The 19,589-nt window shown below is 68.3% G+C and carries 22 protein-coding genes and 1 pseudogene; 12 read left to right on the top strand and 11 right to left on the bottom strand.

Annotated elements, in window-relative coordinates:
• The first annotated feature begins 1 nt into the window (after window position 1).
• A complete protein-coding gene (gene thpR / locus QNJ30_10380; GenBank protein ID MDJ0943863.1) occupies window positions 2–568 on the top strand; it encodes an RNA 2',3'-cyclic phosphodiesterase in 567 nt (188 codons plus the stop codon).
• Window positions 569–741: 173 nt separating this feature from the next.
• Here the strand turns inward: thpR and hemN are convergent, their stop codons facing one another.
• A complete protein-coding gene (hemN, locus tag QNJ30_10375) occupies window positions 742–2,091 on the bottom strand; it encodes an oxygen-independent coproporphyrinogen III oxidase (protein MDJ0943862.1) in 1,350 nt (449 codons plus the stop codon).
• A gap of 118 nt (window positions 2,092–2,209) precedes the next feature.
• Between hemN and QNJ30_10370 the strand changes: the two genes are divergently transcribed.
• Window positions 2,210–2,695 (top strand): DM13 domain-containing protein, encoded by a 486-nt coding sequence (locus QNJ30_10370; protein ID MDJ0943861.1) that lies wholly within the window; start codon window positions 2,210–2,212, stop codon window positions 2,693–2,695.
• A 13-nt stretch (window positions 2,696–2,708) separates the two neighbouring features.
• On the opposite strand, the gene QNJ30_10365 is transcribed toward QNJ30_10370, so the two are convergent.
• Window positions 2,709–3,557, bottom strand: a complete 849-nt coding sequence (locus QNJ30_10365) for a fructosamine kinase family protein (GenBank protein ID MDJ0943860.1) — start codon at window positions 3,555–3,557, stop codon at window positions 2,709–2,711.
• Window positions 3,554–4,036, bottom strand: coding sequence for a low molecular weight protein-tyrosine-phosphatase (locus QNJ30_10360; GenBank protein ID MDJ0943859.1), 483 nt, complete (start codon window positions 4,034–4,036; stop codon window positions 3,554–3,556). Before QNJ30_10360 ends, QNJ30_10365 begins: the two co-directional genes overlap by 4 nt.
• Before the next feature lie 65 nt (window positions 4,037–4,101).
• Here QNJ30_10360 and cobB point away from each other — a divergent pair, with 65 nt between their 5' ends.
• From cobB to QNJ30_10325, 7 genes are all read left to right on the top strand, one after another.
• Entirely contained in the window at window positions 4,102–4,827 is a 726-nt protein-coding gene (gene cobB, locus QNJ30_10355) for an NAD-dependent protein deacylase (protein ID MDJ0943858.1), read from the top strand.
• A gap of 22 nt (window positions 4,828–4,849) precedes the next feature.
• Complete coding sequence (locus QNJ30_10350; protein ID MDJ0943857.1) at window positions 4,850–5,467, top strand: uracil-DNA glycosylase family protein; 618 nt, start codon at window positions 4,850–4,852, stop codon at window positions 5,465–5,467.
• Between the two features lie 83 nt (window positions 5,468–5,550).
• Window positions 5,551–5,823 (top strand): hypothetical protein, encoded by a 273-nt coding sequence (locus tag QNJ30_10345; protein ID MDJ0943856.1) that lies wholly within the window; start codon window positions 5,551–5,553, stop codon window positions 5,821–5,823.
• A 333-nt stretch (window positions 5,824–6,156) separates the two neighbouring features.
• Window positions 6,157–6,387 carry a hypothetical protein gene (locus QNJ30_10340; GenBank protein MDJ0943855.1) on the top strand — a complete coding sequence of 77 codons (231 nt, stop codon included), beginning with the start codon at window positions 6,157–6,159 and terminating at the stop codon, window positions 6,385–6,387.
• Between the two features lie 67 nt (window positions 6,388–6,454).
• Window positions 6,455–6,931: an archease gene (locus QNJ30_10335; protein MDJ0943854.1), complete on the top strand. Its 477-nt coding sequence runs from the start codon at window positions 6,455–6,457 to the stop codon at window positions 6,929–6,931.
• A gap of 18 nt (window positions 6,932–6,949) precedes the next feature.
• Window positions 6,950–8,380: an RtcB family protein gene (locus tag QNJ30_10330; GenBank protein ID MDJ0943853.1), complete on the top strand. Its 1,431-nt coding sequence runs from the start codon at window positions 6,950–6,952 to the stop codon at window positions 8,378–8,380.
• 20 nt (window positions 8,381–8,400) lie between these two features.
• Window positions 8,401–8,976: an HPF/RaiA family ribosome-associated protein gene (locus QNJ30_10325; protein ID MDJ0943852.1), complete on the top strand. Its 576-nt coding sequence runs from the start codon at window positions 8,401–8,403 to the stop codon at window positions 8,974–8,976.
• Between the two features lie 269 nt (window positions 8,977–9,245).
• Here QNJ30_10325 and QNJ30_10320 read toward each other — a convergent pair.
• The 3 genes and pseudogenes from QNJ30_10320 to QNJ30_10310 form a co-directional block, all read right to left on the bottom strand.
• Window positions 9,246–9,386 (bottom strand): annotated as a pseudogene (locus QNJ30_10320) (metallopeptidase family protein).
• A gap of 193 nt (window positions 9,387–9,579) precedes the next feature.
• Complete coding sequence (locus QNJ30_10315) at window positions 9,580–11,844, bottom strand: hypothetical protein (protein ID MDJ0943851.1); 2,265 nt, start codon at window positions 11,842–11,844, stop codon at window positions 9,580–9,582.
• Window positions 11,845–12,110: 266 nt separating this feature from the next.
• A complete protein-coding gene (locus QNJ30_10310) occupies window positions 12,111–12,509 on the bottom strand; it encodes a metallopeptidase family protein (protein ID MDJ0943850.1) in 399 nt (132 codons plus the stop codon).
• A gap of 99 nt (window positions 12,510–12,608) precedes the next feature.
• On the opposite strand from QNJ30_10310, the gene QNJ30_10305 reads away from it, so the two are divergent.
• Window positions 12,609–12,908 (top strand): 4a-hydroxytetrahydrobiopterin dehydratase, encoded by a 300-nt coding sequence (locus QNJ30_10305; protein MDJ0943849.1) that lies wholly within the window; start codon window positions 12,609–12,611, stop codon window positions 12,906–12,908.
• Window positions 12,909–12,923: 15 nt separating this feature from the next.
• On the opposite strand, the gene QNJ30_10300 is transcribed toward QNJ30_10305, so the two are convergent.
• Complete coding sequence (locus QNJ30_10300; GenBank protein MDJ0943848.1) at window positions 12,924–13,685, bottom strand: SDR family NAD(P)-dependent oxidoreductase; 762 nt, start codon at window positions 13,683–13,685, stop codon at window positions 12,924–12,926.
• A 132-nt stretch (window positions 13,686–13,817) separates the two neighbouring features.
• Between QNJ30_10300 and QNJ30_10295 the strand changes: the two genes are divergently transcribed.
• Window positions 13,818–14,219, top strand: a complete 402-nt coding sequence (locus QNJ30_10295; GenBank protein ID MDJ0943847.1) for a YkvA family protein — start codon at window positions 13,818–13,820, stop codon at window positions 14,217–14,219.
• A 3-nt stretch (window positions 14,220–14,222) separates the two neighbouring features.
• On the opposite strand, the gene QNJ30_10290 is transcribed toward QNJ30_10295, so the two are convergent.
• From QNJ30_10290 to QNJ30_10275, 4 genes are all read right to left on the bottom strand, one after another.
• Entirely contained in the window at window positions 14,223–14,666 is a 444-nt protein-coding gene (locus QNJ30_10290; protein MDJ0943846.1) for a thioesterase family protein, read from the bottom strand.
• Between the two features lie 26 nt (window positions 14,667–14,692).
• A complete protein-coding gene (locus QNJ30_10285) occupies window positions 14,693–15,667 on the bottom strand; it encodes a DMT family transporter (protein MDJ0943845.1) in 975 nt (324 codons plus the stop codon).
• Window positions 15,664–16,608 (bottom strand): DMT family transporter, encoded by a 945-nt coding sequence (locus QNJ30_10280; protein ID MDJ0943844.1) that lies wholly within the window; start codon window positions 16,606–16,608, stop codon window positions 15,664–15,666. Before QNJ30_10280 ends, QNJ30_10285 begins: the two co-directional genes overlap by 4 nt.
• A gap of 231 nt (window positions 16,609–16,839) precedes the next feature.
• Complete coding sequence (locus QNJ30_10275; protein MDJ0943843.1) at window positions 16,840–17,361, bottom strand: M23 family metallopeptidase; 522 nt, start codon at window positions 17,359–17,361, stop codon at window positions 16,840–16,842.
• 168 nt (window positions 17,362–17,529) lie between these two features.
• On the opposite strand from QNJ30_10275, the gene QNJ30_10270 reads away from it, so the two are divergent.
• Complete coding sequence (locus tag QNJ30_10270) at window positions 17,530–19,482, top strand: acetoacetate--CoA ligase (GenBank protein ID MDJ0943842.1); 1,953 nt, start codon at window positions 17,530–17,532, stop codon at window positions 19,480–19,482.
• Window positions 19,483–19,589: the final 107 nt, after the last annotated feature.

Here is a 19,589-nt window from a genome sequence, read left to right as displayed (position 1 = left end):
CATGCGCCTTTTCGTCGCCATCGCCCTGCCCGAGGCGGTCCAGGACGCCCTGATCGACCTCGCAAACGGCCTGCCGGGCGCCCGCTGGGTACCGGCGGAGAACCTGCACTTGACCCTGCGCTTCCTGGGCGAGGTCGACCGCCGGGACGCCGAGGACGTCGACGCCGCCCTGGCCGAGATCCGGGCGCCGGGCTTCCCGCTGAGCATCGCCGGCCTCGACCGCTTCGGCGACAACCGCCGGGTCCGTCAGCTCTGGGCCGGGGTCGAGCCGCACCCGGGGCTGCTGCACCTGCAGAGCAAGGTCGAGTCCGCGGTGGTGCGCAGCGGTCTGGCGCCGGAGCGGCGCAAGTTCAAGCCGCACGTCACCCTGGCCCGCTTCAAGTCCAACCCCGGCGACAAGCTGGGCGCCTTCCTGAGCCGGCACGGCCTGCTCCGCCTGCCGCCCTTCGAGGTCGACCGCTTCGTCCTCTACTCCAGCTTCCTCTCCTCGAACGGCTCGATCTACAGCGAGGAGGCGGTCTACGAGCTGACACCGGCCCCCGAAACCGCGCGATCATCGGTTGGATAGCGCTGAGTCCGGCCGCGGGACTCTCACCCCTCACCCAGCTCCGGCTAGGGCTCGGCCTCTGGCCTCGCCAAGCCTCCACATCCCTCTCCCCGGGGGAGAGGGAGGGGCCCGGCGCCGTCAGGCGCTGGGAGGGTGAGGGGTCGGCAGGCAGAGCTCTCGGATCTGATGGGGACTCAAACCGCCCGCGAATGGCGCGCCGTGCCGGCCTTGAGGTAGCGGTCGAAGACCGCGGCGGCGGAGCGGACCAACGGGCGCCCGGCGGCGGTGACCCGGATCTCGCCGCCCGCGATCTCGACCAGGCCGTCGGCCGCCATCCTGTCAAGGGCCGCGACCTCCTCGGCGAAGTCGGCGGGGTCGGCCCCGTGGCCGGCGCAGAGGCCAGCGAGGTCGACCTTCAGGCGGCACATCAGGGTCTCGATCACGGCCCGGCGCAGCCGGTCGTCGGCGCTGAGCCGGCAGCCGCGCCGGACGGCGGGGCGCCCGGCGGCCACCGAGTCGCGGTAGTCCTTGATCGGCACGGCGTTCTGGACGTAGCCCTGGGGCAGGCTGCCGATCGCCGAGGCGCCCAGGCCGATCAGGGCCTCGGCCGGGTCGTCGGTGTAGCCCTGGAAGTTGCGCCGCAGGCGGTCCTCACCCAGGGCCCGGGCCAGGGGGTCCTCCGGGCGGGCGAAGTGGTCGAGGCCGACGCGGAGGTAACCATGGGCCCCGAGCCGTGCCGCCGCGGCCTCGGCCTGGGCCCAGCGCGCGTCCTCCTTCGGCAGCTCCGAGTCCGCGATCAGCCGCTGGTGGGACTTCATCCAGGGCACGTGGGCATAGCCGAAGAGCGCGATGCGGTCCGGCGCCAGGGTCGCCGCGAGGTCGATGCTGCGCAGCAGGTCGGCGACCCACTGCCGCGGCAGGCCGTACATCAGGTCGAAGTTGATGCTCCGGACGCCGGCCGCGCGCAGGCGCTCGACCGCCCGCGCCACCACCTCGAAGGGCTGGATGCGGTTGATCGCCGCCTGCACGGCGGCGGTGAAGTCCTGGACGCCGAGGCTGGCGCGGGTCACGCCGGCCTCGGCGAGGGCCCGGGCCTTTTCCGCGTCCAGGGTCCGGGGGTCGACCTCGACCGCGATCTCGACCGCCGCGTCGAAGCGGAAGGCCGCGCGCAGGCCGTCGGTCAGGCGCCGGAAGTCGTCGCCCGACAGCATCGTCGGGGTGCCGCCGCCCCAGTGCAGCTGCACCACGCGCGGGCCGGGCGGCAAGGCAGCGGCAACCAGCTCGGCCTCCTGCAGCAGGCTCCCGGCGTAGTCCGCGACCGGCTGGTAGCGCCGCACCACCTTGGTGTGGCAGCCGCAGTACCAGCACATCTGCGCGCAGAAGGGCACGTGCAGATAGAGCGAAAGCCGGGCCTCAGGCGGCAGGCCGCCGAGCCACCCAAGATAGCTCTCGGCGGTGATCCCGGGGTGGAAGTGCGGTGCCGTGGGATAGCTGGTATAGCGCGGCACCGGGCCGCCGTAGCGGCGCAGAAGCTTTGGATCCATGGCCGCGACGCTAGTGCCGCCGCCCGGCAGGCGGCATTGACTTCGATCAAGGGCCCGGATCCGATCCCGCCGACCTGCTATACTCGGGGCCTGGGGTAAAGGGTGGGAGGATCCGACCATGCTCAAGATGCTTGGGGTGTTCTTCATCGGCGGACTGCTCGGCACGGGCTTGGGCTTCGCGGTCGGCATCTTCGTCTACCCCTACATCTTCCTGGCGGACATCGTCGGAACCGAGGCGGCGCCGGCCGGGGCCACGACCGTCCTGGCGCGCGGCGCGTTCGTCCATGCCGACCCCTCGGACCCGATCCACTACGGCAAGGGCAACATGACCGTCTACGAGGGCGTGCTGCACCTGGAGGCGGACTTCGAGGTCGGCCCCGGCCCCAAGTTCCACGTCTACCTGGTGCCCAGCGCCGAGGTCACCTCGGAGGCGCAGGTCGAGGGCACCATGTTCGTCGACCTGGGCCGCCTCAAGGCCTTCAAGGGCAGCCAGAACTACGCCATCCCGGCCGGCGTCGAGATCTCGGACTTCGGCAGCGTCGTGGTCTGGTGCGAGCAGTTCGGCGTCCTGATCTCCCCCGCCAAGCTGGTCTTCGAGGGATAGAGCGGCGGCGCGGCTATACGAAGCGGGCTGCAATCCGCGCCACCGACTGAGCGTAGTGGCCGCCGAAGAGGGCCGTGTGCACCAGCAGGGGATAGAGGTTGTAGAGGTCGCGGCGGGCCTCGAAGAAGCCGGGGCGCAGTGGCCGCAGCTCGTCGTAGCGGCGGAAGAAGGCCTCCCCGAAGGTCCCGAAGAGAGTCGAGAAGGCGAGCTCGACCTCGGCGTCGGCGTAGTGGATCGCCGGGTCGACGAAGGCGGCGATGCGCCCGCCGCGGACCAGCACGTTGCCGCCCCAGACGTCGCCGTGGATCAGCGACGGCGCTGCGGCTTCGCCGATCAGCTCCGGCAGGCGGCCGCAGAGCGCTTCGAGCTGTTGCAGGGTCTGTGACGGCAGATGGCCGGCCTCCAGCGCGACCCGGCCGAAGTGCAGCAGGCGCTGCTCGGCGAAGAAGTCGGTCCAGCGCTCGGTCCAGGGATTGGGCTGGACCAGCGGGCCGATCAGGGTGTCGCGTTCGAAGCCGTAGCGCGGCGCCGTGATGCCGTGGAGCGCCGCCAGCAGGTCGGCGGCGTGGGTCTCGGCCGCGGCGTCGATGGCGTCGCCGGACGCGACGTAGTCGATGATCAGCAGCTCGGCGGCCGCGTGGCGCACCGCCGGGACCGGCAGCTCGCTGTTCTCGGCCAGGTATCCGAGCATGAAGGCCTCGAGCAGCAGGTCGCCGCGAGAGGCCGTCTTGACCACCACCGAGTCGCCGTCGCCCAGCTCGGCGCGGTAGACCTCGGCGATGCAGCCGCCGGTCAGCGGCAAGAAGCGGCGGGGCCGGCGCCCCAGGGCGGCTTCGACGGCGGCGGCCAGGGCCGCGGTCACAGATGGTCCCGCTGCAGGCGCTCGACCAGTCCCTCGACCCCTTTCTCGATCAGCTCCAGCGCCAGGTCGAAGTCGCTCAGCGCGCCGTAGTAGGGGTCCGGCACGTCGCTGAGCCCGGTCTCCTCCGGATGGAAATCCATGAAGAGCTTGAGGCGGTCCGCGGCGCCCTCGGGGCAGAGCCGCCTCAGCTCCGAGAGGTGCCCGCGGTCCATGGCGATCAGCAGGGAGAAGGCCTCGAAGTCGCCGTCCCGGATCTGGCGCGCGCGCAGCTCCTTCAGCTTGTAGCCGCGCAGCAGGCCGGCGGCGACTGAGCGCTCGTCCGGCGGCTGCCCGACGTGCCAGCCGCCGAGGCCGCAGGAGTCGACCGCGACCCGGTCTTCCAGGCCGCGCTCCGTCAGGCGCTTGCGCAGGACCGCCTCGGCAGTGGGGGAACGGCAGATGTTGCCGGTGCAAACGAAGAGGACGCCGACTTCCGTCATGATCCGTCAGATCAAGCCCAAGTGAGTATCGCGCTCTGCCAGGCTCCTCTATCATCCCTCGCGACATGGGGCAACGCAGCACGGGCCAAATCGTCATTCTGACCGGGGCCGGGATCTCCAAGGAGTCCGGCCTGGACACCTTCCGCGACGCCGACGGCATCTGGGCCAAGGTGCGCCTTGAGGACGTCGCCACCCCGGAGGCCTTCGCCCGCGACCCGGCCACGGTCCACGCCTTCTACAACGCCCGCCGCCAGGGTTTGCTGGCCGAGGCGGTGGCGCCCAACCCCGCGCATCGGGCGCTGGCCCGCCTGGAGGCCGAGTGGCCCGGCGAGGTCCTGCTGGTGACCCAGAACATCGACGACCTGCACGAGCGCGCCGGATCGCGCAACCTGATCCACATGCACGGCGAGATCCTCAAGGCGCGCTGCCTGGCCTGCGGCGGGGTCAGCGCCTGGCGCGAGGACATGGACCTGGAGAGCCGTTGCGCGCGCTGCCGGGCGACGGGCCGCCTGCGGGTCGACGTCGTCTGGTTCGGCGAGATGCCCTACCAGATGGAGCGGATCTACACCGCCCTGGAGGCCTGCGACCTTTTCCTCTCGATCGGCACCTCCGGCGCCGTCTACCCGGCAGCCGGCTTCGTCGAGGCGGCCCGCGCGACCGGCCGGGCGCACAGCGTCGAGCTCAACCTCGAGCCCTCGGAGCGGCACAGCGCCTTCGCCGAGCGGGTCTATGGCCCGGCCGGCGAGGTCGTGCCAAGCTACGTCGCGCGCCTCCTTTCGGAGGGTGTCTGACGCGGCGAAGAGCCGGAACAGGATGACCAGCAAAGCGACTGCACAGATCTCCGTCGAGGCGGACGAGCTTTCGGCCCTGCTCGCCGAGGTCCGGGCCTGCCGGCTCTGCGCCGCGGAGCTGCCGCTGGGGCCCCGGCCGGTCTTGCGCGCCCATTCCGACGCCCGCCTGATGATCGTCGGCCAGGCACCCGGAACTAAAGTGCATGAGAGCGGAATCCCCTGGAACGATAATTCCGGTTTGCGCCTGCGCGCCTGGCTGCAGACCGAACCCGAGACCTTCTACGACGAATCGCGCATCGCCATCGTGCCGATGGGCTTCTGCTATCCCGGGCGGGAGGACCGCGGCGGCGACAAGCCGCCGCGCCCGGAGTGCGCGCCGGCCTGGCATCCGCGCCTGCAAGCGGCCCTGCCCAAGATCGAGCTGATCCTGCTGGTCGGGCTCTACGCCCAGGCGCGCTACCTGGGCCCGGCGCGCAAGGCCAACCTGACCGAGACGGTCCGCGCCTGGCGGGACTATCTGCCGGCCTACCTGCCGCTGCCCCATCCGAGCTGGCGCAACACCGCCTGGCTGAAGCGCAACCCCTGGTTCGAGGCGGAGCTGCTGCCGGAGCTGCGCGCCCGGGTCCGCGGGCTGTTGTAGGTCCTCTTGACCTGGGTCATGGCCGCGAGGCGGTGGGCGGCGTTTCCTGCCAGCACGCCGCCGTCACACCCTGGAGACCGCCGATGACAGAGCCGCCAAAGACCACCGCGCCTTCCGGCCCCGCGCTCAGCGCCGAAGAGATCCGCCGCATCGTGGGCGATATCTCGGACGCCAGGATCCTGGCGATCCTCGACCTGCACCCCAGCCTCGACGAGCTCGAACAGGCCGTGGCCTGGGCCGAGGGCCAGTCGGACGTGCTCGGGGAGCTGGAGCTGCCGCTGTCCGGCGTGGTCGGCGAGCTGCACGAGATCCTGACGGCGGGCGAGGAGTGGGAAGAGGACCAGCCCACCGCTTGATCGGGGCCGTCGATGGGGGCAATGGGCGGGCTGCCGACCCTTGGGTCCTCCGTCCGGCGGTCCATGGAGGGAGGGGGTCCGGCAGCCCGCACCTGCCGTCTCGGTCGTCGGGGCGTCAGGAGGGTTCCCTCCTTCCCTGACCCCGCCTTTCCTCGACTGGAGCCCATGACCGGGCTCCGCAAGACAGGCCTTCGGTCGCTTCCGAGGCGGGTGCCATGTCCAGGGAACCGCCAGGGATCGACGACCTGGGAAGAGCCTAGGACAGGCCCGGAGCCGAAAGCGTGATCTGCATCAAGGTTTCCAGAGTCATTTGCACGCAGGGGTCGTAGCGGGATGGAGATCAGTGTCGAGTGCTATGCCGGCCACCGGGGCGAGGAAACGCCGCGCGCGCTGGCCTTCGACGGGCGCCGGGTGGAGGTCGCCGAGGTCCTGGACCGCTGGCTGTCGCCGGACCACCGATACTTCAAGGTCGTCGGCGCCGACGGCGCGCGCTACATCCTGCGCCACGACGTCGCGACCGGCCGCTGGAGCCTCGCCTTCTACGATCGCCGGGCGCCGCACTGACCTCCCGGGTCGCAAGGGCTTGATCTCGCTCAATGCGTTTCCCTGCCGCCTGCGCGCCAATTGACGGATGAAGGTAACCACGACATCGGCCCGGCCCGCGGCGCTCGCCGTCGATGACGGCGCGGGCGAGCGCGGTTGGTCCCACGAGCCTCACGACGCGGACGTTCGTCTGCGGGCCTGGGGTCCGACCCTGGCCGCCGCCTTCGAGGAGGCCGCCACCGCCATGACCGCGGCGATCTGCGATCCGGGCCGGATCAAGGCCCGGAGCGCGGTCCGGATCGCCTGCACGGCGCCCGACGAGGAGTTGCTCCTGGTTGAGTGGCTGAACGCCCTGGTCTACGAGATGGCGACTCGCGGCATGGTCTTCGGCCGCTTCGACGTGATCGTCGACGATCGCCGGCTGCAGGCCATCGCCTGGGGCGAAGCGCTGGACCGCGCGCGCCACCGGCCGGCCGCCGAGGTCAAGGGCGCGACCTACACCGCGCTCGAGGTCGGGCGGCGGGACGACGACACCTGGGTCGCGGCCTGCGTGGTCGATGTCTAAAGACCTGGACGGCGAGCCATGGATACCACGCGCCTGGAGCGAATCAGCGACGTCGAATGGCGGGTCGCGCCCTTCGGCGGGATGCGTGTGCCTGCGATCATCTTCGCCGACGAGGACCTGATCCGAGGCATGGACGACAAGGTCTTCGAGCAGGTCACCAACGTCGCCCGCCTGCCTGGGATCGTTAAGGCCGCCTACGCCATGCCGGACGCCCACTGGGGCTATGGCTTTCCGATCGGCGGCGTCGCCGCCTTCGATCCGGACCGCGGCGGGATCGTCTCCGCCGGCGGGGTCGGCTTCGACATCTCCTGCGGCGTACGCTGCATGCCCACCAGCCTGGGCCGGGCCGCGATCGAGGCGCGCCAGGCCGAGCTGGCCGACGCGCTCTTCGCCGAAATCCCGGCCGGGGTCGGCAGCCACGGCGAGATCACGCTGTCGGAGCAGGAGATGACCGCCATGCTCTCGGGCGGCGCGGTCTGGGCGCTGGCCCGGGGCTACGGCCGCGAGGCCGACCTCGAGCGGATCGAGGAGCGGGGCTGCATGCCGGGCGCCGAGCCGGCATTCGTTTCGGCGCGCGCGCGCAAGCGGCAGCGGCGCGAGATGGGCACCCTGGGCTCGGGCAACCACTACCTCGAGGTCCAGGAAGTGACCGCGCTCCACGACGCCAAGGCCGCCGCCGCCTTCGGCCTGGAGCGGGGCGAGGTCGTGGTCAGCATCCACTGCGGCTCGCGCGGCCTGGGCCACCAGATCGGCACCGAGTTCCTGCGCGACATGGTCCTGGCCGCGCCCGACTACGACATCGTCCTGGTCGACCGCGAGCTGGCCTGCGCGCCGATCCGCTCCGAGATGGGGGAGCGCTACCTTGGCGCCATGCGCGCGGCGATCAACTGCGCGCTGGCCAACCGCCAGATCATCGGTCACCTGACCCGGCAGGTCTTCCGGCGCTTCTTCCCGGAGGCGGACCTGCCGCTGCTGTTCGACGTCTCGCACAACACCTGCAAGGCGGAGGTGCATCGGACCGATGGCGAACGCCGCGAGCTCTTCGTCCACCGCAAGGGCGCGACCCGCGCCTTCGGGCCCGGCCATCCGAGCCTGCCCGCGGCGCTGCGCGGGGTCGGACAGCCGGTGCTGATCGGTGGTACCATGGGCTCGGCGTCCTACGTGCTGGTCGGCGCGGCTGGCAACGAGCGCCGGGGCTTCTCGTCCGCCTGCCACGGCGCCGGCCGGCGGATGAGCCGACACAAGGCGCGCAAGACCTGGCGCGGGCGGGCGCTGGTCGACGAGCTGGCGGCCCGGGGCATCGTGATTCGCAGCCCCTCGGACCGCGGCGTCGCCGAGGAGGCGCCGGGCGCCTACAAGGACGTGGTCGAGGTGGTCGAGGCCGCGGAGAAAGCGGGCCTCGCCCGCAAGGTCGCGCGGTTGGAGCCGATCATCTGCATCAAGGGCTGACAGAAGCAGGGGAGCAGGACATGGATGTGCCTTTGGAGTTGAGCTTTCGCAACATGGATTCCTCGGACGCGGTGGAGGCCCGCGTGCGCGAGAAGGTCGAGAAGCTGGAGCAATACTTCGGCCGCATCAACTCCTGCCGGGTCGTGGTCGAGGCACCGCACCGCCGGCACAACAAGGGCAAGATCTATCACGTCCGGATCGAGATCGGCGTGCCGGGCCGGGCGCCGCTGGTGGTCAGCCGGGACCCGGGGCAGCGCCACGACCACGAGGACGTCTACGTCGCGATCCGGGACGCCTTCAACGCGGCCAAGCGGATGCTGGAGGACCATTCCCGCAAGAGCGCCGGCAAGGTCAAAGCCCACGAGGCGCCGCTGCACGGCAAGGTGACCGACCTGCACGGCTTCGAGGGCTACGGCTTCGTCACCCTGAGCGACGGCCAGGAGATCTATTTCCACAAGAACGCGGTGGTCAACGGCGGCTTCGAGAAGCTGGCGCTGGGCGACCCGGTCCGCGTCGCAATAATCGAGGGCGAGAGCGAGAAGGGCGCCCAGGCGACCGCGGTCACCCCGATCGGCAAGCACCACATCGTAGAGTAACCGGCAGGCGGGCTGCGCCGGCAGACCGTCGAAGCAGGCCCCGAGCCACTGCCGACCTGCAGGCACCGGCGTGTCACCCCCTCCCCGACCCTCCCCCATCTAGGGGGAGGGAGAAGGTCGCCGCCGCCGTCGCTTGAGCCCTCCCCCTTGATGGGGAAGGGTGGGGGGTGACCCTCCGCCCTGCGCAACCTGGTACTCGTCGGGAGACAAAGAGCAACATTTGCAGCTCCTGGCTGCCAACAGCCTGCGAAAGCGCAAGCCGCTGAGGCTCAGCGGGCGGCCTCCTTGATGGCTTCCATGTCGTCGTCGGAATAGCCGAAGTGGTGGCCGGTCTCGTGGATCAGGACGTGGTGCACGACGTGGGCCAGGTCCTCTTCGCTGTCGCACCAGTAGTCGAGGATCGGGCGGCGGACCGAAGTGCTTCATGGCCGCGCCATCCCCCTATCCCGCGCCCGTGGCTGCCCCTTGACCGGAGGCGCGGGCCGCCGGGCTTGCGGCGCTGCCGGGCCGGCGCGGGGTCGAGGGCGAACTTCGTCGTCCAACAACCCCGCAGCATACAAACCCGGACAGCATCCTTCGCGCTGTTTGAATTTCAGGTTTCGTCTAGCGGTGATCGGCGTTCCGACCAAATTCAAGCCCCAGCACCTCGTTGAACCGCACTTCCATCTCGGTCGCGCACGCCATCGTGATATGTTCGCAGTTTATCCGAAACTGGGTTATGCGGCGCAGTGCACTGTCGTCATTCTTCAAATACTTCTCCCATTCCTCCGCCGATAGCGCGGCAAGAAGGTCCCGGTTCTTCAGGATCAGCGGGGCCAAAAGAAAGCCTTCCCTGCCCTTCGTCGGGGTGAATTTCCGCTTGCCAAGGGTGCCGTCGTCGAGCTTGTACTCGAATGAATAGCCGGGGGCTTTATAAATCGCCGTCAGGATCTTGGTGGCCAGGCTGGTGGGCAAACGGATAACCGTTTGGACCGGCCCATCTGCATTTCCGGGCACCTGGATCCAGTCACCCATCTCCTCGGTCCACTGTCCGAGATCTTCATATCGCAGCGCCGATGAGGGCTCCCGCCGTTTCAGCAATAGCCGGCCATGTTCGTGAATAGGTTTGTTGTCACTGGCAAGAACTGGATCGTAGCGGCGAAAGATCTCGAGTTGCGCCTTCGGGCTGTCGAGCGGTGAGAATTGTCGCACGATTGCTTGCGTGTTGAACAATTGGTAGACCAAGTAAGGTGGCGCTGAACCGGCATTCCGGAAAAAGTCGGCATCCTTTTCAATAATCCAAGGATTCCAGCCGGCGAAAGAAATGGTTGACGGCGATGCCGTGTAAAGGAAATCGTTGTACACCATCGGCGCGGGGAGTTCTCCGAAGTATCCGACGCGTTCTTTTCCGACGACTTCGCGCGTCTGCGGCATTTGCATCTCGGCGACGGACGCAGCAAGCTTATCGTTCCATGCGGCAATTTCCCCTTCCAGAAATAGAACAAATTTCCATCCATAAAAAAAATTAGGCGTCAGGCAAATTACTACGATAAGAACGAGAATCTCCTTTCTCGCGGCGCGAAAACCAAAGGCCGCAGGGGGCGACGTCTCTGAGGCGTTAACTTGGTGCTTTTCCTGCGAGATGGCGGTACCCAACCAAGTCTTTAGAGTATCCCCGAAACGGATTAAGGCTGCGAAAACGCCGGTACCTTGTTGTGTATCCGCCCTGCGCTGCCAGTTGGCCCACACGCGAGCCGCCAAGTTCACAAGGTGTCCGATGATCGGAGCAAGGCGTCGCTGACCCGGGATTTCAGCCGGCCCCCTCAACTCTTGGTAGTACGCTGCATGATGTACGCACAGAAACGGAACCACGGACACGCAGGCGAACCAGAAGAACACAGAGATATGATAGATGTCGGAGGACACGATCCCGTGCTTCCAAACGGCGAAAAGAATGAGTAATTCTATCGAAGCGAGCATCAGCCCGGCGGCAAACGTCACGCGGTTCATAGTCTTTATTGGATAGAAGTTCTTCGCCAAGACCAGAAGAATAAGGGATATGAAAATCGCGAAGTGAAACAAGGCCGATCCAGTTGATATGACGGACGGGCCTTCCAACGGGGACGAGCTGTAATTCGCCAAGGCTTCGCTATAGCCGCTGGAAAACGCGAGGCTTCCCCAGATGAAGTCCGGCAGGTTGGAAATCTCTTGGCCGCTGGACACCCAAAAAAAGAGGAAGCTGAGGACGTAGAGGCTCACGCCCGCAATGGACAGAAGCACTTTTCGTCGCAAGATGTAAAAGAGCGCCGCAAAGAAAATGATGACCGGCGCGATAAACAGATACATGCCTTTTCCCAAGGACATGCCCGCCAACAAAATAACGAGCGGGATCAGAGCGAAGTATCGCTCGAGATTGAAAAGGGCGTAGGCAATAAACAAAGCCAAGAGATAGTGGCTTACCTCCGTCGGAAATGAAAAGACATACGGCTGTTTCAAGACCTGCATCAAAACAAAAACCGTTAGAAAAACGGTTTTCAGAAGTCGATTCGGGATCATCCAGGCTAAATAAATCACAAGAACAACAAGCGTTCCGCTCTGGACAAAGTTCGCCCATGCGTTCTCTAAGTCTAGAAATCCGGTAAAGGATAAAGGGAAATGGATGTAGCCCAGGGGCCCAATATTTTGAACGATCTCCGTGCCCCACTGAAAGTCGTTGGCTGCCCAGTAGTCATAGGCTGCCTCGCTACCGAGCCAATGATTGTCGACGATCGTGTAGGCAAACCCGCTCAATGTGAGCGGAAACAGCGCCGCAAAAAGCAGGGTGGGTATAAGCCAGCCCGAAAGGGCTAATCGGCGGCGTTCTGCGGAAATCGATTGGTTTTCTAGCATTGCTCTTCACTGACTCGGTATTGTCGGCCGAGCAGCTGTTTGTAGTTGGGCTGCCTGAGCAGAGCTGGGCCAGCGGGTCGTTGCTGTCGCGGTCATCGGCCTAGGTGACTTCCATTGCAGGAAAGCGCGAATCTCCGCAAGGGGTCAATCTGCGACCAGCACTTCGCCGGGATGGAAGACCGCTCTTGAGAGTGCAGCGAACACGGGTATCCCGCGATCCGGCCATGGCTTCGCGTTCGTGAGTCCACGGGCTGGTCTGCCCGGACTCAGCGGGCGGCTTCCTCGATGGCTTCCATGTCGTCGTCGGAATAGCCGAAGTGGTGGCCGATCTCGTGGATCAGGACGTGGCGCACGACGTGGGCCAGGTCCTCCTCGCTGTCGCACCAGTAGTCGAGGATCGGGCGGCGGTAAAGGTAGACCATGTCGGGCTGCTGCCCGGTGTCCGAGATGCTCTTGCGGGTCAGGTCGACGCCCTGGTAGAGCCCCAGGAGGTCGAAGGCCGAATCGCACTCCAGCTCCTCAAGGATATCGTCGTCGGGAAAGTCCTGGACCCGGATCACCACGTCCTTGGCGTGGACGCGGAGCTGCCTGGGGATCGCCGCGAAGGCCTCGCGGGCGATGCTTTCCAGATCGTCGACCGAGGGCGGCGGACCGAAGTGCTTCATGTCCGACCCACCCCGCAGTCCGCACCCGGCCCCGCCCCTTGACCGGCGCCGCGGCGCCGACCACAGTTCGGAAGCGGAGAGCCAGCCGGGAGGTGAAGCATGGTCGAGAAACTCTCAGCCGAGGCGCGGGCCGCCGGGCTCGCGGCGCTGCCGGACTGGCGCGAGGTCGAGGGCCGCGATGCGATAGAGAGGTCCTTCACCTTCAAATCCTTCACCCAGGCCTTCGGCTTCATGGCGCAGGTCGCCCTCCACGCCGAAAAGATGGATCACCACCCCGAATGGTTCAACGTATACAATCGTGTCGACGTGACCTTGTCGACCCACGATTGCGGCGGGTTGTCCCAGAAGGACCTGGACCTCGCCGGCAAAATCGACCAGGCCCACGCTTCGGAATCCTGATCGGGCGGCCGCGTTTCAGCGCGCCTGCATGCGCATGGCGCCGTCCAGGCGCACGACCTCGCCGTTCAGCATGACGTTCTCGACCATGTGCATGACCAGGCCGGCGAACTCGCCCGGATGGCCGAAGCGGTGCGGGAAGGGCACCTGCGAAGCCAGGCTGTCCTGGATCTCCTGGGGCATGTTGAGCAGCAGCGGGGTGCCGATCAGGCCTGGCGCGATGCCCAGGACCCGGATCCCGGTCTTCGCGAACTCCCGCGCCGCCGGCAGCGTCAGCCCGACGATCCCGGCCTTGGAGGCGGCGTAGGCGGACTGGCCGATCTGGCCCTCGTAGGCGGCGACCGAGGCGGTCGAGATCACCACCCCGCGCTCGCCGTCGGCCAGAGGCTCGGCGGCCAGCATGTCGGCGGCGGCCAGGCGCAGCAGGTTGAAGCTGCCGATCAGGTTGACCTGGACGACCCTGGCGAAGTCCTCCAGCGGCATCGGGCCGTCGCGCCCGACGATCCGCTTGGCCGGGGCGATCCCGGCGCAGTTGACCAGGACCCGGGCGGTGCCGTGGGCTTCGCGCGCCCGGGCGACCGCCGCCTCGGCGGCCTCGGCGCTGCCAACGTCGCAGGCCAGGCCCAGGCCGCCGATCTCCTGGGCGACGGCCTCGGCGGCCTCGCCGTTCACGTCCAGGACCGCGACCTTGGCCCCGGCCTTGGCCAGATAGCGGGCCGTCTCCGCGCCCAGACCCGATCCGGCGCCGGTCACGATCGCCCCTTGACCCCTGACGTCCATCGCTCATCTCCCTGTGCGTTATCGGCAAAGACGGCGCTCTATATCAGAAGCCCGGGACCGGCCCAAGCCCCCGGAATGGGCCGCTTCCAACGGGACCTTTGGGGATCCGGGGCGCATCCCCATATATCGGTCATGACCGGCACCGAGATCGTTCCCTACGACCCGGCCAAGTACCGGCGCAACCGGGACCGCGTGAAGCGCGGATTCTGGCCCAAGATCCGCCGCAACCTGGGCAAGGTCCCCTTCGTCGAGGACGCGGTCGCCGCCTACTACTGCGCGACGGACCGGGCGACGCCGACCTACGTCAAGGCGACCCTGATGACCGCCCTGGCCTACTTCGTGGTGCCCACCGACCTGCTGCCCGACGTGGTCGCGGCCTTCGGTTACACCGACGACGCCACGGTCCTGGCGCTCGCGGTCAACGCGGTCGCCCCGCACGTCAAGGAGCAGCACCGGGAGAGCGCCCGCCGCTTCCTCGAGGACACCGGCGGCGAGGACGTTTGCGACGAGAGTACAGCCGGGGAGACCGCCTAGAGGTCACGTCCGGCGCTCGGTCTCGGCGGCATGCGCCGCCTTCTCGCGGGCTTTGCGGTTGAAGCCCTTGGCGTCGATGACGAAGCGCTCGTGGCGGCCCTCGGAGATCAGGTCGAGGCCGTCCATGGCCCTCACAGAGAAGCCGAGCCGGCGGCCCTCCACCTCGGTCAGGGTCGCCTCGACCCGCACGGTCAGGCCCGGCGGCGTCGCCGCCAGGTGGCTGAGGTCGACGTGGGTGCCGACGGTCATCTCGCGCGGCCAGTCGAGGTAGGGCTTGACCGCCAGCAGGCAGGCCCACTCGATCAGGCCGACCATGAAGCCGGTTGCGAAGACCTCGGGCATCTCCGCGAACTCCGGCGCGTCGGGATAGAGGTGGGGCACCGTCTTGTCCGGGGGCACGGGATAGCTCAGCTCGTAGCGGAGGCCCGGCTTCAGGTCCTGTTTCACAGTCTTTCCTCCCCCAAGGACAAGAGTCAGATGGATTCCGCCTTGGCCGGCGCTGGGCGCCCGACCGCGGCCTCGCGTCGGGCGATGTAGAGGGTCGCGCCGACGATGATCGCGGCGCCGGTCAGGGTCCAGAGGTCCGGCACCTCGGCGAAGACGAAGAAGCCGAGCAGACCGGCGGCCAGCAGCTTGCCGTAGTCGAAGGGCGCGACGAAGCTGGCCTCGCCGACCCGGAAGGCCCGGATCATCATCGCCTGGGAGCCCAGGCCCAGGAGCCCCATGGCGACCAGCAGCAGATACTGCGGGCCGCTCGGCGGCTGCCAGACCGCGGCCGCCGGGCCGGCGGTGATCAGCAGGCTGCCGACCCCGAAGTAGAACAGCATGGCGATCTGGCTCTCGCCCGCCGGCAGGCGCTTGACCAGGACCAGGGCGGCGGCGATACCGAAGGCCATGCCGAGGGCGACCACCGCCGCCGGCTCGAAGGCCCCGGCGCCCGGCCGGACCATGATCAGGACACCCAGGAAGCCGAGCGCGGTCGCGCTCCAGCGCCGCCAGCGGACCGGCTCGCGCAGGAAGACCACGGCCAGGACGGTGGCGAAGAGCGGGGTCGTGAAGCTGAGCGCGGTCACGTCGGCGAGCGGCAGCCGGGTCAGGGCGTAGAAGCCGCAGACCATGGCGCCGGCGCCGAAGATCACCCGGAAGGCATGGATCCAGGGATGCCGGCTCCTCAGCCGATGGACGCCGATCCGCCAGAGCAGGGGCAGCACGGCGAGCAGCCCGACCAGGCTGCGGAAGAAGGCGATCTGGTAGGCGTCGAGTCCCTGCTGGCCGAGGGTCTTGACCAGGGTGCCGTTGAGGGTGAAGCCGAGGCCGGCCGCCAGCATCCAAAGCGCGCCGCGGTGGTTGGGCGTCAGCCCGAAGCCGCCCTCGGCCCCCGGGAGCGAAGCGGGCGCCGAGGCGCCGTCCGCGGCCCCGGTCACGCTTCCGGTCGCACTTCCGGTCACGGGCGGGCCGCCGGCGTGTGCGATGCCGCTTGGCTGGCCTCGCGCTCGCGGGCGACCTGGGCCTCGCGGCGGGCGATGTAGATCGCCGAGGCCGCGATGACGCCCGCGCCGACCCAGGTCCAGAGCTCCGGCACCTCGCCGTAGATCAGGAAGGCGAGGCCGGCGATGAAGGGCAGGCGGGCGTAGTCGAGCGGCAGCACGGCCGAGGCGTCGGCCACGGCGTAGGCGCGGGTGATGGCGATGTGGGAGGCCATGGCGAAGAAGCCGACCAGGACCATCAGGCCGAGCACCTCCCAGCTCGGCCAGCGCCAGACGAAGAGCGCCGGGACCAGCGACAGCGGGGTCAGCAGCAGGTTCATCATAAAGACGATGGCGGCGGGCGTGTCGCTGGCGGAGAGCTTCTTGACGATGATCACCGAGATCGCCATGAAGGCCGCCGCGATCACCGGCAGGGCCATGGCCGGGGTCAGCTCGGTGAAGCCGGGCCTGAGGATGATCAGCACGCCCAGGAAGCCGACCACGGTCGCGGTCCAGCGCCGGGCCCGGACGATCTCGCCCAGGAAAATCGCCGCCCCGAGGGTCGCGAACATCGGCACCGTGAAGTTGAGCGCCACCGCCTCCGCCAGGGGCAAGAGGGCGATGGAGTAGAACCAGAGGCACATGGCCGCCAGGCCGATGACCGCGCGCCAGAGGTGCAGGCCCAGATGCGCGGTCTTGAGGCCCGCCGCGCCGACCTGCCAGAGCCAGGGCAGCATGAAGAGCAGCGCGAAGAAGTTGCGGAAGAAGGCGATCTGCAGGGGATCGAGCTCTTCGGCGGCGCTGCGGATCGCGATGTTCATCACCGAGAAGCCAAGCGCGGCCGCGGTCATGTAGAGCGCGCCCTGCAGGGGCGCGGGCACGGCGCGCAGCTTCTCGACGGCGGTTTCGACGGTGGCAGGCATGGATAGTGGAAGCTACGCGCCGGGCGCCGCCGCGGACCAGCGGAATCTCCGCAGATCTGCCATGCGCGGCCGCGTTCGGCGGACCACGGTCACCGAAGAGGACGGGAGCCTTTGGGCACGATCATCCTTCGACAGGCTCAGGATGAGGAGCAGAGTCTTGTGCTTTATCGCCCTCACCCTGAGCCTGTCGAAGGGAGAGGGCCGGCACCACTTTGGGCCATTCCCAGGCCGCTAAGGTTGCGACGCGATCAGCATCTCGTGCGGGTCGAGGAAGACCGGCAGCAGCCAGCCCTGGGTCACCCAGCGCAGGCGCCAGGGATAGGGCACCACGGTCAGGATCGAATAGTGCAGGTGCGCCGGCGTGCCGGCCGCGTTGCCGGTCGTCCCGACGGCACCGAGCCTTTCGCCCCGCGCGACCCAGGCACCCAGCGCCGCGTCGGCCCGCGAGAGATGGGCGTAGTAGTGCAGCCGCCACTTGGGCCCGAGCACGGCAACCGAGAGCCCGCCGCGGCCGAAGTCGCCGACGAAGACCACCAGCCCTGGTGTCGCCGCGATCACCGGCCGGCCCTCGGGCGCGAAGATGTCGATCCCCTTGTGCACGCCCGAGGCGCCCCAGGGCTCGTACCAGAAGGTCTCGTGGTGCCAGTCGGACGGGGTCGCGCCCGCGACCGGGATGGCCAGCCGCTCCGGCAGCAGGAAGCCGGCCGCGAGGACGGCGACCACGACGCCGAGGAGGACCTGCTTGCGTTTCATGGCCGGAGTCTGTCCGGGGATCTGGCCGCTCGCGTGGCCCGAGCGTGGCGCAATCGTGATTTTAAGGCGCATCCGAGGTCTTTATGGTCCTGGAGCCCTTGGCCATACTACGTGGGCCGGCCGCGAAGAGCCGGCAACGCAAAGCCTTCGAGCGGGGAGCAGACGACCATGACCGGGCCCTTGTGGCAGCCCTCGGCGGAGCGGATCGCCGCCGCCAACCTGACCGCCTTCATGGAAAAGCTGAACGAGGACTGGGGCTTCGAGGGCCGGGACTACGCCGCGGTCCACGACTTCTCCTGCCGTGAGATCGAGAAGTTCCAGCTCTCGCTCTGGGACTATGCCGGGGTGATCGCCGAGACCCGCGGCGAGGTCGTGCTGGCCGATCCGGACCAGATGCCGGGCGCCAGGTTCTTCCCCGAGGCCAGGCTGAACTTCGCGGAGAACCTGCTGCGCCGGCGCGGGCCCGAGGACGCCCTGGTCTTCTGGGGCGAGGACAAGGTCAAGCGGCGCCTGTCCTGGGACGAGCTCCACGACAAGGTCGCGCGGCTGTCCCAGGCCCTGGCGGCCATGGGCGTCGGCCCGGGCGACCGGGTCGCCGGCTTCATGCCCAACATGCCAGAGACCGTGATCGCCATGCTGGCGACCACGGCGCTGGGCGGGGTCTGGACCTCCTGCTCGCCGGACTTCGGGGTCGGCGGCGTGCTCGACCGCTTCGGCCAGACCGAGCCCAAGGTCCTGTTCTGCCCGGACGGCTACCACTACAACGGCAAGAGCCACGACTCCCTCGGCCGGGTCGCCGAGTTCCTGGCCGAGCTGCCCAGCGTCGAGCGGGTGATCGTGGTCGGCTACCTGAGCGAGGCGCCGGACGTCTCCGCCATCGCCAAGGCGCGGGTCTTCGACGAGGTGCTGGCAGAACAAGAGGGCGGCGCCATCGCCTTCACGCGGGTGCCCTTCAACAGCCCGCTCTACATCATGTATTCCTCGGGCACCACGGGGAAGCCCAAGTGCATCGTCCACGGCGTCGGCGGCACCCTGCTGCAGCACCTCAAGGAGTTCCTGCTGAACTGCGACGTCAAGCCGGGCGACCGGGTGTTCTACTTCACGACCTGCGGCTGGATGATGTGGAACTGGCTGGTCTCGGGCCTGGCCGCCCAGGCGACCCTGCTGCTCTACGACGGCTCGCCCTTCTATCCGGACTGGCGCCTGCTCTTCGACTACCTCTCGAAGGAGCGCTGCACGCTCTTCGGCACCTCGGCCAAGTACATCGACGCCCTGAAGAAGAGCGGCGCCGATCCCCAGGCGGACTACGCCCTGCCGGCGCTGCGGACCCTGACCTCGACCGGCTCGCCGCTGGTCGCCGAGGGCTTCGACTTCGTCTACGCGCACGTCAAGCGGGACCTCTGCCTGTCGTCCATCGCCGGCGGCACCGACATCATCGGCTGCTTCATGGGCGGCAATCCCATCGGCCCGGTCTGGCGCGGCGAGATCCAGGCCCGGATCCTGGGCATGGCGGTCGAGGTCTTCGACGACGACGGCAAGCCGGTGCGCGGGCAGAAAGGCGAGCTGGTCTGCACCAAGCCCTTCCCCTCCATGCCGATCCATTTCTGGGACGATCCCGACGGGGCGCGCTACCGCGCCGCCTACTTCGAGAGCTATCCCGGCATCTGGTGCCACGGCGACTTCGTCGAGCTGACCGAGCACGACGGCATCGTCGTCTACGGCCGCTCCGACGCGACCCTCAACCCGGGCGGCGTGCGCATCGGCACGGCGGAGATCTACCGCCAGGTCGAGAAGCTGCCCGAGGTCGCCGAGGCCCTGGTGATCGGCCAGGACTGGGAGGGCGACGTGCGGGTCGTGCTCTTCGTCCGCCCGGCCGAGGGGATCGCGCTGGACGAGGATCTGGTCAAGAAGATCAAGGCCGAGATCCGCAGGGGCTGCACCCCGCGCCACGTGCCGGCCAAGGTGATCGAGGTCGCCGACATCCCGCGCACCAAGTCCGGCAAGATCGTCGAGCTGGCGGTGCGCAACGTGGTCCACGGCCGCCCGGTCAAGAACCAGGAGGCCCTGGCCAACCCGGAAGCGCTGGAGCACTACCGGGACCTGGAGGAGCTTTCGATATAGAACCCGGACCGGTAAGGCTGGGTCATCCCCTCACCCGCTCGCTCCGCTCGCCGCCCTCTCCCCCGGGGAGAGGGCTGTGGAGGCTTGGCGAGGTGCCAGCCGAGCCT

It is taken from the genome of Kiloniellales bacterium, assembly GCA_030066685.1.
Taxonomy (GTDB): Bacteria; Pseudomonadota; Alphaproteobacteria; order Kiloniellales; family JAKSBE01; genus JAKSBE01.
The sequence above is the reverse complement of the archived record's forward strand: the minus strand, read 5'-3'. Positions and strand labels throughout refer to the sequence as shown.

Coding starts and splice junctions, on each gene's coding strand:
- thpR (MDJ0943863.1), top strand. CDS start 2: ATGCGCCTTTTCGTCGCCATCGCCCTGCCCGAGGCGGTCCAGGACGCC.
- hemN (MDJ0943862.1), bottom strand. CDS start 2,091: ATGGATCCAAAGCTTCTGCGCCGCTACGGCGGCCCGGTGCCGCGCTAT.
- QNJ30_10370 (MDJ0943861.1), top strand. CDS start 2,210: ATGCTCAAGATGCTTGGGGTGTTCTTCATCGGCGGACTGCTCGGCACG.
- QNJ30_10360 (MDJ0943859.1), bottom strand. CDS start 4,036: ATGACGGAAGTCGGCGTCCTCTTCGTTTGCACCGGCAACATCTGCCGT.
- cobB (MDJ0943858.1), top strand. CDS start 4,102: ATGGGGCAACGCAGCACGGGCCAAATCGTCATTCTGACCGGGGCCGGG.
- QNJ30_10350 (MDJ0943857.1), top strand. CDS start 4,850: ATGACCAGCAAAGCGACTGCACAGATCTCCGTCGAGGCGGACGAGCTT.
- QNJ30_10345 (MDJ0943856.1), top strand. CDS start 5,551: ATGACAGAGCCGCCAAAGACCACCGCGCCTTCCGGCCCCGCGCTCAGC.
- QNJ30_10340 (MDJ0943855.1), top strand. CDS start 6,157: ATGGAGATCAGTGTCGAGTGCTATGCCGGCCACCGGGGCGAGGAAACG.
- QNJ30_10335 (MDJ0943854.1), top strand. CDS start 6,455: ATGAAGGTAACCACGACATCGGCCCGGCCCGCGGCGCTCGCCGTCGAT.
- QNJ30_10330 (MDJ0943853.1), top strand. CDS start 6,950: ATGGATACCACGCGCCTGGAGCGAATCAGCGACGTCGAATGGCGGGTC.
- QNJ30_10325 (MDJ0943852.1), top strand. CDS start 8,401: ATGGATGTGCCTTTGGAGTTGAGCTTTCGCAACATGGATTCCTCGGAC.
- QNJ30_10315 (MDJ0943851.1), bottom strand. CDS start 11,844: ATGCTAGAAAACCAATCGATTTCCGCAGAACGCCGCCGATTAGCCCTT.
- QNJ30_10310 (MDJ0943850.1), bottom strand. CDS start 12,509: ATGAAGCACTTCGGTCCGCCGCCCTCGGTCGACGATCTGGAAAGCATC.
- QNJ30_10305 (MDJ0943849.1), top strand. CDS start 12,609: ATGGTCGAGAAACTCTCAGCCGAGGCGCGGGCCGCCGGGCTCGCGGCG.
- QNJ30_10300 (MDJ0943848.1), bottom strand. CDS start 13,685: ATGGACGTCAGGGGTCAAGGGGCGATCGTGACCGGCGCCGGATCGGGT.
- QNJ30_10295 (MDJ0943847.1), top strand. CDS start 13,818: ATGACCGGCACCGAGATCGTTCCCTACGACCCGGCCAAGTACCGGCGC.
- QNJ30_10280 (MDJ0943844.1), bottom strand. CDS start 16,608: ATGCCTGCCACCGTCGAAACCGCCGTCGAGAAGCTGCGCGCCGTGCCC.
- QNJ30_10275 (MDJ0943843.1), bottom strand. CDS start 17,361: ATGAAACGCAAGCAGGTCCTCCTCGGCGTCGTGGTCGCCGTCCTCGCG.
- QNJ30_10270 (MDJ0943842.1), top strand. CDS start 17,530: ATGACCGGGCCCTTGTGGCAGCCCTCGGCGGAGCGGATCGCCGCCGCC.